The following is a 14,900-nucleotide window of genomic DNA, read 5'->3' as shown; positions in this document are numbered from 1 at the left end:
GGGTCGAGGATCGTTGGGCGAATCCGTATGCGGCGGCCTGGGTCCCTGTAGGAGCGAGCTCTGCTCGCGAATGGGGTAACAAAAAAGCTTCGCCAGCAGAGCTGGCTCCTACAAGGCGGTCTGGTGTGGTGCGTTCCCGCAGACTCAGCTGCGCCGCGGCGGAACCGGACGGGTACGACCACTGCCGTCGATGGCGACGAAGACGAACACCGCCTCGGTGACCTTGCGCCATTCGCTGGAGAGCGGGTCGTCGCTCCATACCTCGACCAGCATCTGGATCGAGCTGCGGCCGATCTCCAGGGTCTGGGTGTAGAAGGACAATTGCGCCCCCACCGCCACCGGAACCAGGAACGCCATGCGGTCGATGGCCACCGTGGCGACACGACCGCCGGCCACCTTGCTGGCCATGGCGGTGCCGGCCAGGTCCATCTGAGATACCAGCCAGCCACCGTAGATATCGCCGAAACCGTTGGTTTCGCGCGGCAGTGCGGTGATCTGCAAGGCCAGATCGCCTTGGGGGATCGGGTCTTCCTGTTCTAAATCGTTCATGGTCGGAGGCTCGCGGCGCGGTTGTTGTTCTGTGCGCAGAACCCGCGTGGTGGCGGGCCGGCGATTATACCGACTGGCAGGTCGGCCGACGACTGCGAGGCCGTCGAAAACGTCAGGATATGTTGCCGCACCCTTAGGGGAAAGGACGTCGTTCGCACGTCACGCAATTGTCACATTGAGTTCATAGAGTGGTCACACGGCCTCCCGATACTGGCCGGCGCCAACCAATCACAATCCTTGCTAGGAGCATGGCATGAAACTGAAGCGTTTGATGGCGGCCCTGACTTTCGTCGCCGCTGGCGTGAGTGCCGCAACCGCGATCGCCTCTGTCGATCCGGCCCTGCCGAACTACGAAAAGACTTCCGGCGTTTCCGGTAACCTGTCCAGCGTCGGCTCCGACTCTCTGGCCAACCTGATGACGCTCTGGGCCGAAGAGTTCAAGCGTAACTACCCGAACGTCAACATCCAGATTCAGGCTGCCGGCTCCTCCACCGCGCCGCCGGCCCTGACCGAAGGCACCGCCAACCTCGGCCCGATGAGCCGCGCCATGAAGGATAACGAGCTGCAGGCCTTCGAAGAGAAGTATGGCTACAAGCCGACCGCCATCCCGGTGGCCATCGATGCCCTGGCTGTGTTCGTGCACAAGGACAACCCGATCAAGTCCCTGGATATCGCCCAGGTCGACGCCATCTTCTCCAGCACCCGCCTGTGCGGTGGCGAGAAGGACATCAAGACCTGGGGCGACCTGGGCCTGACCGGCGAGTGGGCGAACAAGCCGATTCAACTGTTCGGTCGCAACTCGGTATCCGGTACCTACGGCTACTTCAAGGAAGAGGCCCTGTGCAAAGGTGACTTCAAATCCAACGTCAACGAGCAGCCGGGTTCGGCTTCCGTGGTGCAGTCCATCTCCAGCACCCTGAACGCCATCGGTTACTCGGGCATCGGCTACAAGACCTCCAGCGTCCGCGCCGTGCCGCTGTCGAAGAAAGGCGGCGAAGCCTACGAGGCCAACGAAGAGAACGCCCTGGCCGGTAAGTTCCCGCTGGCCCGCTTCTTCTACGTCTACGTCAACAAGGCGCCGAACAAGCCGCTGAGCCCGCTGGACGCCGAGTTCGTCAAGCTGGTCCTGTCCAAGCAAGGTCAGGAAGTGGTGGTGAAGGATGGCTACATCCCGCTGCCGAAGAAAGTGATCGACAAGACCATGAAGGAACTGGGTCTCTGATCCGGTAATGGCTGCGGCAGGGACGCCGCGGGCGAAAGCCTGACGCCACAGTGTAGCCCGCCTCTCGTTTTCGATGGGCGGGCGTCGCTGCGTCACCACGCTGTAACTTTTCTGTCACACATGGCCGCTAGGGTGTGCGCATGAATGACTTGGCTAACGCTTCCATGACCGCTTCCTCGAATTCGCACCGGCTGGACTTCAATACCCCGGCCCTGCAGCGCAAGCGCCGCATCCGTGCCCTGAAAGACCGTCTGGCCCGCTGGTGCGTGTCGATCGGTGGCCTGGCCGTGCTCGGGGCCATCACGCTGATCTTCTTCTATCTGGCCCACGTGGTCCTGCCCATGTTCCAGGGCGCCGAAATGACCGCACGCAAGCCGCAGTCGGCGGCCTGGCTGGCCGAGGCGGGCGAGCCCCTGCTGCTGGCCATCGAGGAGCAGAACCAAGTCGCCATGCGCCTCAGCCGCAACGGCCAGGTTCAGTTCTTCGACGTGAAGAGCGCCGCGCCGCTGACTCGCATCGAATTGGCGATCCCGCAAGGCGTAGAGGTCGCCTCGGTTGGCCAGGACGTTCCCGGCAGCAACCGTGTCGTTCTCGGTCTGTCCAACGGCCAAGTACTGGTGCTCCGGCACGTGTACAAGGTGACCTATCCGGACAACAAGAAAACCATCAGTCCGCAGATCGAATATCCCTACGGCGAAACGCCTATCGTCCTGGACCCGCGCGGCAATGCGCTCGATCACGTAGCCATCAGCGAGAGCAGTTCCGGTCTGATGCTGGCGGGTTCCACCGGCAGCGAAGTGCATCTGATCAGCCTGAGCCGCGAAGAGAACCTGCTGACCGGCGAGGTCAACCTGGAAGAGGAGCGCATCGCGCTCCCGCAGATCGCCGATCCGATCAAGCAACTGCTGATCGACCCGCGCCAGCTCTGGCTCTATGTCTTCAATGGCCGCGCCACCGCCGACGTGTTCGACCTGCGCAAGCGGGTGCTGAACGGCCGCTATACCCTGCTGCAGGACCCCCAGGCCGAGGTCTCCAGCGTGTCCGCGCTGCTGGGCGGTATTTCCCTGATGGTTGGCGACTCCAAGGGCGGTATCCAGCAGTGGTTCATGGTCCGCGACCCCAACGGCAAGGCGGAGCTGAAGAGCATCCGCAGCTTCCAACTGGGCAACGCCGCCATCACCCAAGTGCTTCCGGAAGAGCGCCGCAAGGGTTTCGTCGCCCTGGACGCCACCGGCACCCTGGGGATTTTCCATAGCACCGCCCACCGGACCCTGCTCATCGAGCCGGTGGCTGAAGGTGCCGCCATCGCCGCGCTGTCGCCGCGAGCGAACCGCCTGATAGTGGAGTCCAAGGGGCAGTTCCAGCGTTTCCTGATCGATAACCCACACCCGGAAATTTCCTGGAGCGCGCTCTGGGGCAAGGTCTGGTACGAGAGTTACGACGAGCCCAAGTACGTCTGGCAGTCCACGGCAGCCAACTCGGATTTCGAGCCCAAGCTGAGCCTTTCGCCGCTGGCCTTCGGCACGTTGAAGGCGGCCTTCTACGCCATGCTGCTGGCGGCCCCGCTGGCAATTGCCGCGGCGATCTACACCGCTTACTTCATGGCCCCGGCGATGCGCCGCAAGGTCAAGCCGGTAATTGAGCTGATGGAAGCGCTGCCGACGGTCATCCTCGGCTTCTTCGCCGGCCTGTTCCTGGCGCCCTACTTGGAGAACCACCTGCCCGGCATCTTCAGTCTCCTGCTGCTGACGCCGCTGGGCATCCTGCTCGCCGGCTACGTCTGGAGCCGCCTGCCCGAGTCGGTGCGCCTGCGCGTGCCGGACGGCTGGGAAGCGGCGCTGCTGATCCCGGTGGTATTGGCGGTTGGCTGGTTCGCCCTAGGCATGAGCGGACACCTGGAGAACTGGCTGTTCGACGGCAACATGCGCCTGTGGCTGTCCAACGACCTGGGCATTCCCTTCGACCAGCGCAACGCCCTGGTGGTCGGCCTGGCCATGGGCTTCGCGGTGATCCCGAACATCTATTCGATCGCCGAAGACGCCGTGTTCAGTGTGCCGAAGAGCCTCACCTTCGGCTCCCTGGCCTTGGGCGCCACGCCCTGGCAGACGCTCACCCGCGTGGTGATCCTCACCGCCAGCCCCGGCATCTTCTCAGCGCTGATGATCGGCATGGGCCGTGCCGTCGGCGAGACCATGATCGTGCTGATGGCCACCGGCAACACGCCGATCATGGAAGCGAACATCTTCGAGGGCCTGCGTACCCTCGCCGCCAACGTGGCGGTGGAAATGCCGGAGTCCGAGGTGGGCAGCACCCACTACCGCGTGCTGTTCCTCGCCGCGCTGGTGCTGCTGTTGTTCACCTTCGTGATGAATACGCTGGCCGAGCTGATTCGTCAGCGGTTGCGCGGCAAGTATGCGTCGCTCTAACGGCTTGGAAAGGTAGACGTCCGTGAAACAGCAAACCCTGAAAACCTGGTTCAAGAGCGGCTCTCCCTGGGTCTGGCTGAATGGCGGCGCGGTGTCGATCGCCATCATCATGACTCTGGGGCTGCTGGCGCTGATCGCCGTGCGCGGCCTGGGCCACTTCTGGCCGGCCAATATCATCGAAGGCACCTACCAGATTCCCGGCGAACCGGCGAAGACCCTGGCCGGTGAAGTGGTCCAGGCCGAAGAGGTGCCGCGTGCGCGCCTGGCGGCCTCGGGTCTGCCGGTGAACGTGGAAGGCGGCGAATTCATGACCCGCGAGCTGCTCAAGGTGGGCAACCGCGAAATCTTCGGTGCCGACTTCAGCTGGGTGATCGGCGAGTGGCTGAGCGACGTGCGCCGCCCGGCCGAGCTGATGGCCATCGAGCGCCGCGAGTGGGGCAACTTCTACGGCTATCTGGTCAACGTCAAGGAAAGCGGCCAGGTAGTGGCCGAGGGTGAGGGCGCCTGGGACGAGTTCCAGAAGCGTATCGAGCGCGTGGACCTGCTGCATACGCAAATCGAGCGTCTGGAGAAGAAGGACATCGGCCGTATCAACGCCGGCCTCGAACGCCTGCGCCTGAAGACCCGCAAGCTGGAACTGCAAGGACGCCTGGACGCCGTTGCGCAGGCCGAGCTGGACGCCGAGCGCGCCGAACTGGATGCCGGGTACAAGGTGCTGGAGAGCCAGCTCGCCGACCTGCACCAGCAGTTCCAGCGCGACAGCGTCACCGTGAAGGTGAGCGATGGCCGCGAGATCGAGCTGAACATGGGCAAGGTGGTCCGTGCCTACCGGCCGAACGCGATGTCCATGCTGCAAAAGTTCGGCTTCTACTTCGGCAAGCTCTGGGAGTTCGTCAGCGACGACCCGCGTGAAGCAAACACCGAAGGCGGCATCTTTCCGGCGATTTTCGGCACCGTGATGATGGTGTTGCTGATGGCCGTGCTGGTGACGCCGTTCGGTGTGATCGCGGCGGTCTACCTGCGCGAATATGCCCGTCAGGGCCCGCTGACCCGTGTCATCCGCATCGCCGTGAACAACCTCGCGGGTGTGCCGTCGATCGTCTACGGCGTATTCGGCCTGGGCTTCTTCGTCTATGTCCTGGGCGGCTCGCTGGACCGGCTGTTCTTCCCCGAGGCCGCGCCGGCGCCGACCTTCGGCACCCCCGGCCTGATGTGGGCCTCGCTGACCCTGGCCATCCTCACCCTGCCGGTGGTGATCGTCGCCACCGAAGAAGGCCTGGCGCGGATTCCCCGTGCGGTGCGCGAAGGCTCCCTGGCCCTGGGCGCGACCAAGATCGAAACCCTGTGGAACGTAGTCATTCCCATGGCCAGCCCGGCGATGATGACCGGCCTGATCCTCGCCGTGGCGCGTGCTGCCGGCGAAGTGGCACCGCTGATGCTGGTCGGTGTGGTCAAGCTGGCGCCGAGCCTGCCGCTGGACGGTAACTACCCGTACCTGCACCTGGACCAGAAGATCATGCACCTGGGCTTCCATATCTACGACGTCGGCTTCCAAAGCCCCAACGTCGAGGCCGCGCGGCCGCTGGTATACGCCACCGCGCTGCTGCTGGTGGTGGTGATCGCACTGCTGAACTTCAGCGCGGTGTACATGCGCAACCACCTGCGCGAGAAATACAAGGCCCTGGACCATTGAATCTGAGCCGCAAGCCTCAAGCCGCAAGCTCCAAGTGGAAGCCTGCGGCGATGGGCTTGCAGCTCATAGCTTGCAGCTTGCCGCTGCGAACGGAGTGAGCATATGCAACACGAAACCCACAGCCATGGCATCGACATCGCCGCCCTTGGCCGCGACAAGCAGAACCTGCGTCTGGCCGAAGAAACCGTGGCCATCGAAGTGCCCGGCCTGAACCTGTTCTACGGCGACAAACAGGCGCTGCACGGCGTGTCGATGAACATCCCGAAGCAGCGTGTCACCGCCTTCATCGGTCCGTCCGGCTGCGGTAAGTCGACCTTGCTGCGCTGCTTCAATCGAATGAATGACCTGGTGGACGGCTGCCGAGTGGAAGGCGAGATCAACCTGGACGGCCGCAACATCTACCGCAAGGGTGAGGACGTCGCCGAGCTGCGTCGCCGCGTCGGCATGGTGTTCCAGAAGCCCAACCCGTTCCCCAAGAGCATCTATGAAAACGTGGTCTACGGCCTGCGCATCCAGGGCATCAACAAGAAGCGCGTGCTCGACGAAGCGGTCGAGTGGGCCCTCAAGGGCGCTGCACTCTGGGACGAGGTCAAGGACCGCCTGCACGAGTCCGCCCTCGGCCTCTCCGGCGGCCAGCAGCAGCGTCTGGTGATCGCCCGTACCATCGCCGTGGAGCCGGAAGTCCTGCTGCTCGACGAACCCTGCTCGGCACTGGACCCGATCTCCACCCTCAAGGTGGAAGAGCTGATCTACGAACTGAAATCCAAGTACACCATCGTCATCGTGACCCATAACATGCAACAGGCCGCCCGGGTGTCCGACTACACGGCGTTCATGTACATGGGCAAGCTGATCGAGTTCGGCGACACCGATACGCTGTTCACCAACCCGGCGAAGAAGCAGACCGAAGACTACATCACCGGGCGCTATGGCTAAAAAGACAGCGACAAGCCGCAAGTTTCAAGCGGCAAGCAAGAGCAACCAGTGCACGATACTCAGCTTGCAGCTTAAGGCTTGCAGCTTGAGGCTTTCGCGGAGCGAACATGATCGATAAAGACAGCCTTACCCACCATATCTCCCAGCAATTCAACGCCGAGCTGGAGGAAGTGCGCAGCCACCTCCTGGCCATGGGCGGGCTGGTCGAGAAGCAGGTCAACGACGCCGTCACCGCGCTGATCGACGCCGACTCCGGCCTGGCCCAGCAGGTACGCGAAATCGACGACCAGATCAACCAGATGGAGCGCAACATCGACGAGGAGTGCGTCCGCATCCTCGCCCGTCGCCAGCCGGCGGCTTCCGATCTGCGCCTGATCATCAGCGTGTCGAAGTCGGTGATCGATCTTGAGCGCATCGGCGACGAAGCCTCGAAGATCGCCCGCCGCGCCATCCAGCTCTGCGAGGAAGGCGAATCTCCGCGCGGCTACGTCGAGGTCCGCCACATCGGCGACCAGGTGCGCAGGATGGTGCAGGAGGCGCTGGATGCCTTCGCCCGCTTCGATGCCGACCTGGCGCTGTCGGTGGCGCAGTACGACAAGACCGTTGATCGCGAATACAAGACCGCCTTGCGCGAACTGGTCACCTACATGATGGAAGACCCGCGTTCGATCTCCCGCGTACTCAACGTGATCTGGGTGCTGCGTTCGCTGGAACGCATCGGCGATCATGCGCGCAACATCGCCGAACTGGTCATCTATCTGGTGCGTGGTACCGACGTCCGCCACATGGGGCTGGCGCGCATGCAGGAAGAAGTGCAGGGCAAGGAATAAGCCCCGGCGGCGGAAACGGTGCTCGATACCGGCAAGATCGATGTCCCGCTTCCGTTGGCCTTTGGCCAGTGTCCAAGGCTATGCTTAGGCCATTCTTCAGGAGTGGCCAATGACTAAAGTCCGTGTGTTGGTGGTGGATGACGCGTCCTTTATTCGCGATCTGGTGAAAAAAGGGCTGCGCGACCACTTTCCCGGCATCCAGATCGAAGAAGCGATCAATGGGCGCAAGGCCCAGCAGATGCTGTCCCGTCAGCCGGTCGACCTGATCCTCTGCGACTGGGAAATGCCGGAGATGTCGGGTCTGGAATTGCTCGTCTGGTGCCGCGAACAGGCCGAGCTGAAAGGCGTTCCCTTCATCATGGTCACCAGCCGCGGCGACAAGGAGAACGTGGTCCAGGCCATCCAGGCGGGCGTCTCCGATTACATCGGCAAACCCTTCTCCAATGACCAGTTGATCACCAAGGTGAAAAAGGCCCTGCACCGCGCCGGGCGCCTCGAAGCCCTGGCTGCCAGCGCCCCGGCACGCAGCCTCGCCGGCGGCCTGCCGAACGATTCGCTGGCCGCGCTGACCGGCGGCAAGGCCGAGGTGATCAAGCCCACGGCACCGGAACCCGCACCCCGTTCCGCCCCCGCCCCCGCCCCCGCCCCCGTTCCGGCGGCTTCGGCCAAGCCGGCTGCACAGGCGCCCGGCGGTCGTGGCCAGGGACAACTGCGCCTGCCGGGCGGCAACATGGCCTGCGTGATCAAGGCCCTCAGCCTCAAGGAAGCCCTGCTGGTGGTACGCCGCGGCGATCCGCTGCCCCAGGTACTGGAAAGCGCCGTACTCGACCTGGAGCAGGGTGAAAGCGCCGAAGTGGCGCGCTTGAACGGCTACCTCCACGCCGTTGCCGCGCTGGAGCCCAAGCCTGACAGCGACTGGCTGCAACTGACCTTCCGCTTCGTCGACCGCGATCCGCAAAAGCTCGACTACCTGTCCCGCCTGATCGCCCGCGGCACCGCGCAGAAGCACTTCGTGCCCGGCGCCTGATCGCCCGGGAACTGGCTTCCCGTCGCTCCGACCTCAAGGTTCAATCGTGCTTTCGCTCCTGGCATATGGCGGCGTAAGCCGGGGGGAAGTAGCGCCAGCGCAGGGGTAATACTTTCCATAGCGCTCTGACGACCCGCGCCAGGCCATCCAGGCGGCGTTGGTCTTTCGGCGTCCATGGCAGGCCCAGGCGTTCACGTAGCGGCGCGGGCAGGGTGCCCACCGCCAACCAGCGGCCGCCCCGATCGAACAACGGGCGCAATAACCACCATAGGGGACCGCGCATCCAGGCATAGGGCGGCGGCAGGTTCCTGTTGCCGGCAAGGTACCAGCGCGCCACCTCGGTCAGCTCCAGCCGGTTCTCCAACATCTCCTGCCAGTAGGCCCTGAACGCCGCATAGTCGGGCGGAACCGCCGTCATTGGCAGTCCATAAAGGGAGTACCACTGGATCGACTCCTGGTACAGGCGCTCCTGCCTGGCCTCGTCGAGTGGTGTGCCGAACAGGGCCTGCACGGCGATCTGCCCTTCGAAGAAAGTGGCGTGTGCCCAGTAGAAAAGCTCCGGGCTCAGGGCATGGTAGCGGCGTCCCCGGGCGTCCTGGCCTTTGATGGAGCGATGCCAGTCGCGAATCTGTAAACCGATACCTGGCGCCCGTGTGCCGCCGTAAACCACCGCGAGAATCGGCGGGATGGAGCGGAGCAGGCGGTTCCAAGGATTTCGGAACAGATCGGAATGCTCCAGCACGCCGGCTGCCAGGCCCGGATGCAAGTTCTGTAGCAGGCCAACGCGGCTGATCAGCAGCAATCCACGCAGATCGCCGAAATAGCGCCAGGTCAGCGAATTCGGCCCCAGTGGGTGTGTTGGCTGTTCGGCCGAAACGGGATGCGTTGCCTGCATGTTTGGTGGCTCCTGGAAGATTGCCTGCCACCCATGCTAATGCGAGTATCTGCTCGCATTAAACTCGCAATGGAGCGGTCATGCGCAAGCGCCCCAGTCAGCAGCGTTCGCAGCAGATGGTGGAAATCCTCCTGGAGGCCAGTGGCCGAGTGATCGAGCGTCAGGGCCTGGGCAGTCTGACCACCAACCGCGTCGCGGCCGAGGCGGGCGTGAGCGTGGGTTCTCTGTACCAGTACTTTGCCAATAAGCAGGAACTGCTCGAAGCCCTGCTCGATCGCATGGCATTCGATATCACGCGCCTGATCGATGGTCGCCTGCCGCAATTGCTGGAAGCCGACGCCAGGACGGCAGTGAAAATACTGATCACCGAGGTGCTCGCGTTCATCCGCAGGGGCGATGGCCGCTACCGGGTACTGGTTCGTCACTGGCAACAATTACAGGCCCTGCACGTGGTCGACCGATTGGAGCGACACTTGGCCGAAACCTGTCGCCGTTACCTGCTGCGTCACATGCACCAGTTTCCCCTCGACAACCCCACCCCCATGCTGTTCGTCATGATCAACGCTACCCTGATGACCCTGGTTCGCTACCTGTCCCTGGACGAGCCGCCGTTGAGCGAAGAAGAGTTGGTCGACGGCCTTGCCGATATGCTGGCCGCTTATCTGGTTGCCGCAACGGGCAGCCGTGCTCCGGAATCCTGACCGCCTGTCGGAAAATTCGTGCCAGTGAGGACTGTCGCACAACCGCGACGGGCGTGCCTCGCGGGGCCGTGTGCGCGCTGCTAGTCTTATCAGCCCGGATACTCATAAGTACTAGATCCGTGACGTTATGCTAGGGCGCCTGATTCTTCTCTGCGGTTTGTTGACCGCGACCGCGCCGGTCGCGGCCCTGACCATCTACAAGTACACCGATGCCAACGGCGTGGTCACTTATAGCGACAAAGCCGTGGCAGGGGCAGAGGTGTTCGTCTTCCGCGACCGCATGGTCGAGCGGCTGGACAACCTGGTGAAGCTGGAGACCAAGAAGCACGACGCCGGCGAGACGCTGCTGGTGCGTAACGATCTCTATGCACCGGTGGAAGTCGAGTTGAGCCTCAAAGGCGTGGAGAACGCCCTCGGCGCGCCGGAGAAGCCGATTCGCTGGGTGCTGCCGCCGCGCAGCAATATCCGCCTCGCCACCCTGGCGCCCCGCGATGCCGACAAGCCGATGCGCTATACGCCCAAGCTGCGCTACGCCATGGGTGACCCCCGCCTGAAACCCTCCTTGCACCGTTATCCGCTGCCTTGGCGCGGCGGCCCGTTCCGCCTGACCCAGGGCGCCAACGGCAAGTACAGCCACTTCACCCCGAAGGGCCGCTATGCCATGGACATCGCCATGCCCGAAGGCACGCCCATCGTTGCCGCGCGCAGCGGGATGGTGGTGAAGATCGAGAACGGGCAGAGCGGGCGCGGCAACAACCCTTCCGGCAACTACGTGCGCATCCTCCACGACGACGGCACCATGGGCGTCTACCTGCACCTGATGAAAGGTTCGGTCAGCGTCCGCGAAGGCCAGCGAGTGGAGGCCGGCAGTTTCATCGCCCGCTCCGGCAACACCGGCAACAGCACCGGGCCACACCTGCACTTCGTGGTCCAGCGCAACGTCGGCTTGGCCTTGGAGTCTATCCCCTTCCAGTTCGCTCAGCCGGTGGACAGCCTGCCCAACTTTGCAGTTGGCGGCGAATAAAAAAGCAGCGGCAAGCCATAAGCTGCAAGCGACTCAGTGCTGCCTTTACTTGCCGCTTGAGGCTTGGCGCTTGCGGCCGCTTTAAGCTAGCTTGAGGACCTTGGCCAGGACGATCTTCGGGCCTTTCATCTTCTTGATGACGATGCGCAGGCCTTCGGTCTCCACCACTTCTTCTTCTTCCGGCATGCGCTTGAGGGTCTCATAGACCAGCCCGGCCAGGGTTTCCGCTTCGATGTGGTCGAGGTTGAGGCCGAGCAGGCGTTCCACCTTGAACAGCGGGGTGTCGCCACGTACCAGCAGGCGACCCGGCTGGTAGGCGAGGATGCCGCGCTCGGCCTTGCGGTGTTCGTCCTGGATATCGCCGACCAGCACTTCCAGAACGTCTTCCATGGTCAGGTAGCCGATCACCTTGCCGTCGGCTTCCTCGACCAGGGCGAAGTGCGAACCGCCCTTGCGGAACTGCTCCAGCAGGCGCGACAGCGGCATGTGCTTGGACACGTGCTCGATGGGGTGGATCAGGTCGCTGAGCTTGAGCGCCGAGGGCAGCATTTCCAGCAGCGACAGTTGCAGCAGCAGGTCCTTGATGTGCAGCAGGCCGATGAACTGGCCGGCTTCCTCGTCGTACACCGGGTAGCGGCTGTACTTGTGCCGGCGGAACACGCTGAACACTTCGTGCAGCGGCGCGTTGCGTTCGAGGTAGACCAAGTCCTCGCGGGAGTTGGCCCAGTCCACCACTTCCAGTTCGCCCAGCTCCACGGCCGAGGCCAGCACGCGCATGTCTTGGTCGCTGGGGTCGCGGGCGCGGCTGGAGTGCAGGATCAGCTTCAGCTCGTCGCGGCTGTAGTGATGCTCGTGGTGCGGGCCGGGCTCGCCCTGGCCGGCGATGCGCAGGATGGCGTTGGCACTGGCGTTGAGCAGCCAGATCGCCGGGTACATCAGCCAGTAGAAGGCGTACAACGGTGCGGCCGTCCACAGCGAGAGCAACTCGGGCTTGCGGATCGCCCAGGACTTGGGTGCCAGCTCGCCGATCACGATGTGCAGGTAGGAAATGATGAAGAAGGCGCTGAAGAAGGCGATGCCGTGGATCAGCGCCGGCGAGCCGATGCCGAGGGAAGTCAGCAGGGGTTCGAGCAGGTGGGCGAAGGCCGGTTCGCCGACCCAGCCGAGGCCGAGGGAGGCGAGGGTGATGCCCAACTGGCAGGCCGACAGGTAGGCGTCGAGCTGGCTGTGCACGCGGCGCAGCAGGCTGCCGCGCCAGCCGTGCAGGTCGGCGATGGTCTCCACGCGGGTGCCGCGCAGCTTGACCATGGCGAACTCGGCGGCGACGAAGAAACCGTTGAGCAGAACGAGGAAGAGGGCGAAGAGAATCAGGCCGAATTCGGCGAAATAGGCGCTGGCGCTAAAACCGGAAGGGTCCATGGGGGCGGTTTGTGTCTTGTGATTCCAGATAGATGGGGACGGGAAAACGTATCTCAAGCCCCGCAGACTAACCGCAGGTGGCTGACTTGCCCAGGCCCGAGTGGGAGCCGGTCAGCGCTTGACCACCTGTTGCGCCGGAAAATGGCAGGTGAAGGTGCTGCCCTTGCCGAGTACGCTGCTGATGTCCAGGCGCGCGCGATGGCGGATCAGCACGTGCTTGACGATGGCCAGTCCCAGCCCGGTGCCGCCGGTGTTGCTGGCGCGGCTGGAGTCGACCCGGTAGAAGCGCTCGGTCAGGCGCGGCAGGTGCTTGGCTTCGATGCCGATGCCGGAATCCTGTACGGCGAGGTGCGCGCCCTGGTCGTCGCCCCACCAGCGGATGCGGATCTCGCCTTCGCTCGGGGTGTACTTCACTGCATTGAAGACCAGATTGGAGAAGGCGCTGCGCAGCTCCGCCTCGCTGCCCTTGAGGCGCAGGTGCGGGTCGGCCTCCAGGCTGATGCGGTGGTTACGCTCGCCGGACAGGGCCTGGGCATCGTTCTTGATGGAGAGCAGCAGTAGATCGACGGCCACCGGCTGGCTGTCAGACGGGTAATCGGTGGCCTCCAGCTTGGCCAGCAGGAGCAGGTCGTTGAGCAGGTTCTGCATGCGTCCGGCCTGCTGCTGCATCTGCTGCAATGCGCGCAGCCAGCGCGGATTCACGTCCTCGACGTTGTCCACCAGGGTTTCCAGGTAGCCGGCGATCACCGTCAGTGGCGTGCGCAGCTCATGGGAGACGTTGGCGACGAAGTCCTTGCGCATCTGCTCCAACTGGTACAGCCGGGTGACGTCGCGAACCAGCATCAGGTGCTCGCGGTTGCCGTAGCGGGTGATGAGGAATTGCAGGCGCAGGCGGTCGCTGATCGGCGAGGGCAGGTCCAGCGGCTCGCGGTAATTGCCCTGCTCGAAGTATTCCTTGAAGCGCGGATGGCGGACCAGGTTGGTGATCGGCTGGCCGCTGTCCTGCGGCGTCTTCAACCCGAGGAGGGTTTCCGCCGCGCGGTTCCACCACTCCAGGTTGCCGTCGCTGTCGAGCATGATCACCGCATCGCGCAGGGCCGCGGTGGATTCCTGCACGCGGTCGATCACCGCCTGCAGGCGCCCGCGGACCTTCTGGTCGCGGCGTTGCAGGTGGTAGATGCTGTCGAACACCTCGCCCCACAGGCCGTAGCCGTCCGGTGGCGGCTCGTCGGGTTTGTGTTCCTGCAGCCATTTGTGCAACCGCAGGAGCTGCGTCAGCGTCCAGCCAAGATAGGCGCCGAGGCCGATCACCAGCGCCCAGGCGTATTGCCCCGTGATCAGGCCGAGCAGCAGGCAGCCGCCCAACAGAAGCAGCAGACGGCGCACCACGGCGCCGCGCCAGTTTTGATTCACCTATCGCGTCCTTGTCGACGGCCCGGTGGGGCGGTCTCAGCTTTTGGTGGAGAAACGATAGCCGGTGCCGCGCACCGTCTGCACCAGGTTCTCGTAGGCATCGCCGAGCGCCTTGCGCAGGCGGCGGATGTGCACGTCTACCGTGCGCTCCTCGACGTAGACGTTGCCGCCCCAGACCTGGTCGAGCAACTGGCCGCGGGTATAGGCACGCTCCTGGTGGGTCATGAAGAACTGCAACAGGCGGTATTCCGTGGGGCCCATTTCGGCTGGCTTGCCGTCGATGGTAACCCGGTGGCTGATGGGGTCGAGCAGCAGGCCGCCGACCTCGATGGGTGCCTCGGTGTCGCTGGGGCCGGCGCGGCGCAGCACGGCCTTGAGGCGAGCGACCAGTTCGCGCGGCGAGAAGGGCTTGGTGATGTAGTCGTCGGCGCCGACCTCCAGGCCCTGGATCTTGTTGTCCTCTTCGCCCTTGGCGGTGAGCATGATGATCGGGATGCCGGCGGTCAGTTCGTCGCGCTTCAGACGGCGCGCCAATTCGATGCCGGAGGTGCCGGGCAGCATCCAGTCGAGCAGGATCAGATCGGGCTTGCGGTCGACGATCACGGCGTGGGCCTGCTGGGTGTTCTCCGCTTCCAGGCACTCGTAGCCGGCCATTTCCAAGGCCACCGCGATCATTTCGCGGATTGGGGCTTCGTCGTCAACGATGAGGATGTTCTTGCCAACCATGCTAGAGCCTCGGGTCGTTTTCTCTGTTGCGCCGCATTA

The 14,900-nt window shown here is 63.9% G+C and carries 13 protein-coding genes; 8 read left to right on the top strand and 5 right to left on the bottom strand.

Translation table 11 applies throughout. From position 1 onward, the window contains the following. Window positions 1-144 precede the first annotated feature (144 nt). Window positions 145-549 carry an acyl-CoA thioesterase gene (locus BZL41_RS26630; RefSeq protein ID WP_084333558.1) on the bottom strand — a complete coding sequence of 135 codons (405 nt, stop codon included), beginning with the start codon at window positions 547-549 and terminating at the stop codon, window positions 145-147. A gap of 253 nt (window positions 550-802) precedes the next feature. On the opposite strand from BZL41_RS26630, the gene BZL41_RS26625 reads away from it, so the two are divergent. From BZL41_RS26625 to BZL41_RS26600, 6 genes are all read left to right on the top strand, one after another. Continuing rightward, window positions 803-1,771, top strand: a complete 969-nt coding sequence (locus BZL41_RS26625) for a phosphate ABC transporter substrate-binding protein PstS (RefSeq protein WP_095602047.1) — start codon at window positions 803-805, stop codon at window positions 1,769-1,771. A 140-nt stretch (window positions 1,772-1,911) separates the two neighbouring features. Next, window positions 1,912-4,197 carry an ABC transporter permease subunit gene (locus BZL41_RS26620; protein WP_095602046.1) on the top strand — a complete coding sequence of 762 codons (2,286 nt, stop codon included), beginning with the start codon at window positions 1,912-1,914 and terminating at the stop codon, window positions 4,195-4,197. A gap of 22 nt (window positions 4,198-4,219) precedes the next feature. Next, a complete protein-coding gene (gene pstA / locus BZL41_RS26615) occupies window positions 4,220-5,890 on the top strand; it encodes a phosphate ABC transporter permease PstA (protein WP_095602045.1) in 1,671 nt (556 codons plus the stop codon). A gap of 102 nt (window positions 5,891-5,992) precedes the next feature. After that, the gene (gene pstB / locus BZL41_RS26610; protein ID WP_095602044.1) at window positions 5,993-6,826 is read left to right on the top strand and encodes a phosphate ABC transporter ATP-binding protein PstB; all 834 of its coding nucleotides are present in this window, start codon (window positions 5,993-5,995) and stop codon (window positions 6,824-6,826) included. Between the two features lie 107 nt (window positions 6,827-6,933). Next, window positions 6,934-7,656: a phosphate signaling complex protein PhoU gene (gene phoU / locus BZL41_RS26605; protein ID WP_084333550.1), complete on the top strand. Its 723-nt coding sequence runs from the start codon at window positions 6,934-6,936 to the stop codon at window positions 7,654-7,656. 109 nt (window positions 7,657-7,765) lie between these two features. Further along, window positions 7,766-8,683, top strand: a complete 918-nt coding sequence (locus tag BZL41_RS26600) for a response regulator (RefSeq protein WP_095602043.1) — start codon at window positions 7,766-7,768, stop codon at window positions 8,681-8,683. A gap of 40 nt (window positions 8,684-8,723) precedes the next feature. Here the strand turns inward: BZL41_RS26600 and BZL41_RS26595 are convergent, their stop codons facing one another. After that, window positions 8,724-9,578, bottom strand: a complete 855-nt coding sequence (locus BZL41_RS26595) for an oxygenase MpaB family protein (RefSeq protein ID WP_095602042.1) — start codon at window positions 9,576-9,578, stop codon at window positions 8,724-8,726. An 80-nt stretch (window positions 9,579-9,658) separates the two neighbouring features. Here BZL41_RS26595 and BZL41_RS26590 point away from each other — a divergent pair, with 80 nt between their 5' ends. Then, window positions 9,659-10,279 (top strand): TetR/AcrR family transcriptional regulator, encoded by a 621-nt coding sequence (locus tag BZL41_RS26590; protein ID WP_095602041.1) that lies wholly within the window; start codon window positions 9,659-9,661, stop codon window positions 10,277-10,279. Window positions 10,280-10,406: 127 nt separating this feature from the next. Then, a complete protein-coding gene (locus tag BZL41_RS26585) occupies window positions 10,407-11,303 on the top strand; it encodes a peptidoglycan DD-metalloendopeptidase family protein (protein WP_084333546.1) in 897 nt (298 codons plus the stop codon). Between the two features lie 81 nt (window positions 11,304-11,384). Here the strand turns inward: BZL41_RS26585 and BZL41_RS26580 are convergent, their stop codons facing one another. The 3 genes from BZL41_RS26580 to phoB form a co-directional block, all read right to left on the bottom strand. Continuing rightward, complete coding sequence (locus BZL41_RS26580; protein WP_095602040.1) at window positions 11,385-12,722, bottom strand: hemolysin family protein; 1,338 nt, start codon at window positions 12,720-12,722, stop codon at window positions 11,385-11,387. A 111-nt stretch (window positions 12,723-12,833) separates the two neighbouring features. After that, the gene (phoR, locus tag BZL41_RS26575) at window positions 12,834-14,135 is read right to left on the bottom strand and encodes a phosphate regulon sensor histidine kinase PhoR (protein ID WP_095602039.1); all 1,302 of its coding nucleotides are present in this window, start codon (window positions 14,133-14,135) and stop codon (window positions 12,834-12,836) included. A gap of 36 nt (window positions 14,136-14,171) precedes the next feature. Continuing rightward, entirely contained in the window at window positions 14,172-14,861 is a 690-nt protein-coding gene (phoB, locus tag BZL41_RS26570; RefSeq protein ID WP_084333540.1) for a phosphate regulon transcriptional regulator PhoB, read from the bottom strand. Window positions 14,862-14,900: the final 39 nt, after the last annotated feature.

Source organism: Pseudomonas sp. PIC25 (assembly GCF_002286785.1).
Classification (GTDB): Bacteria; Pseudomonadota; Gammaproteobacteria; order Pseudomonadales; family Pseudomonadaceae; genus Pseudomonas_M.
The sequence above is the reverse complement of the archived record's forward strand: the minus strand, read 5'-3'. Positions and strand labels throughout refer to the sequence as shown.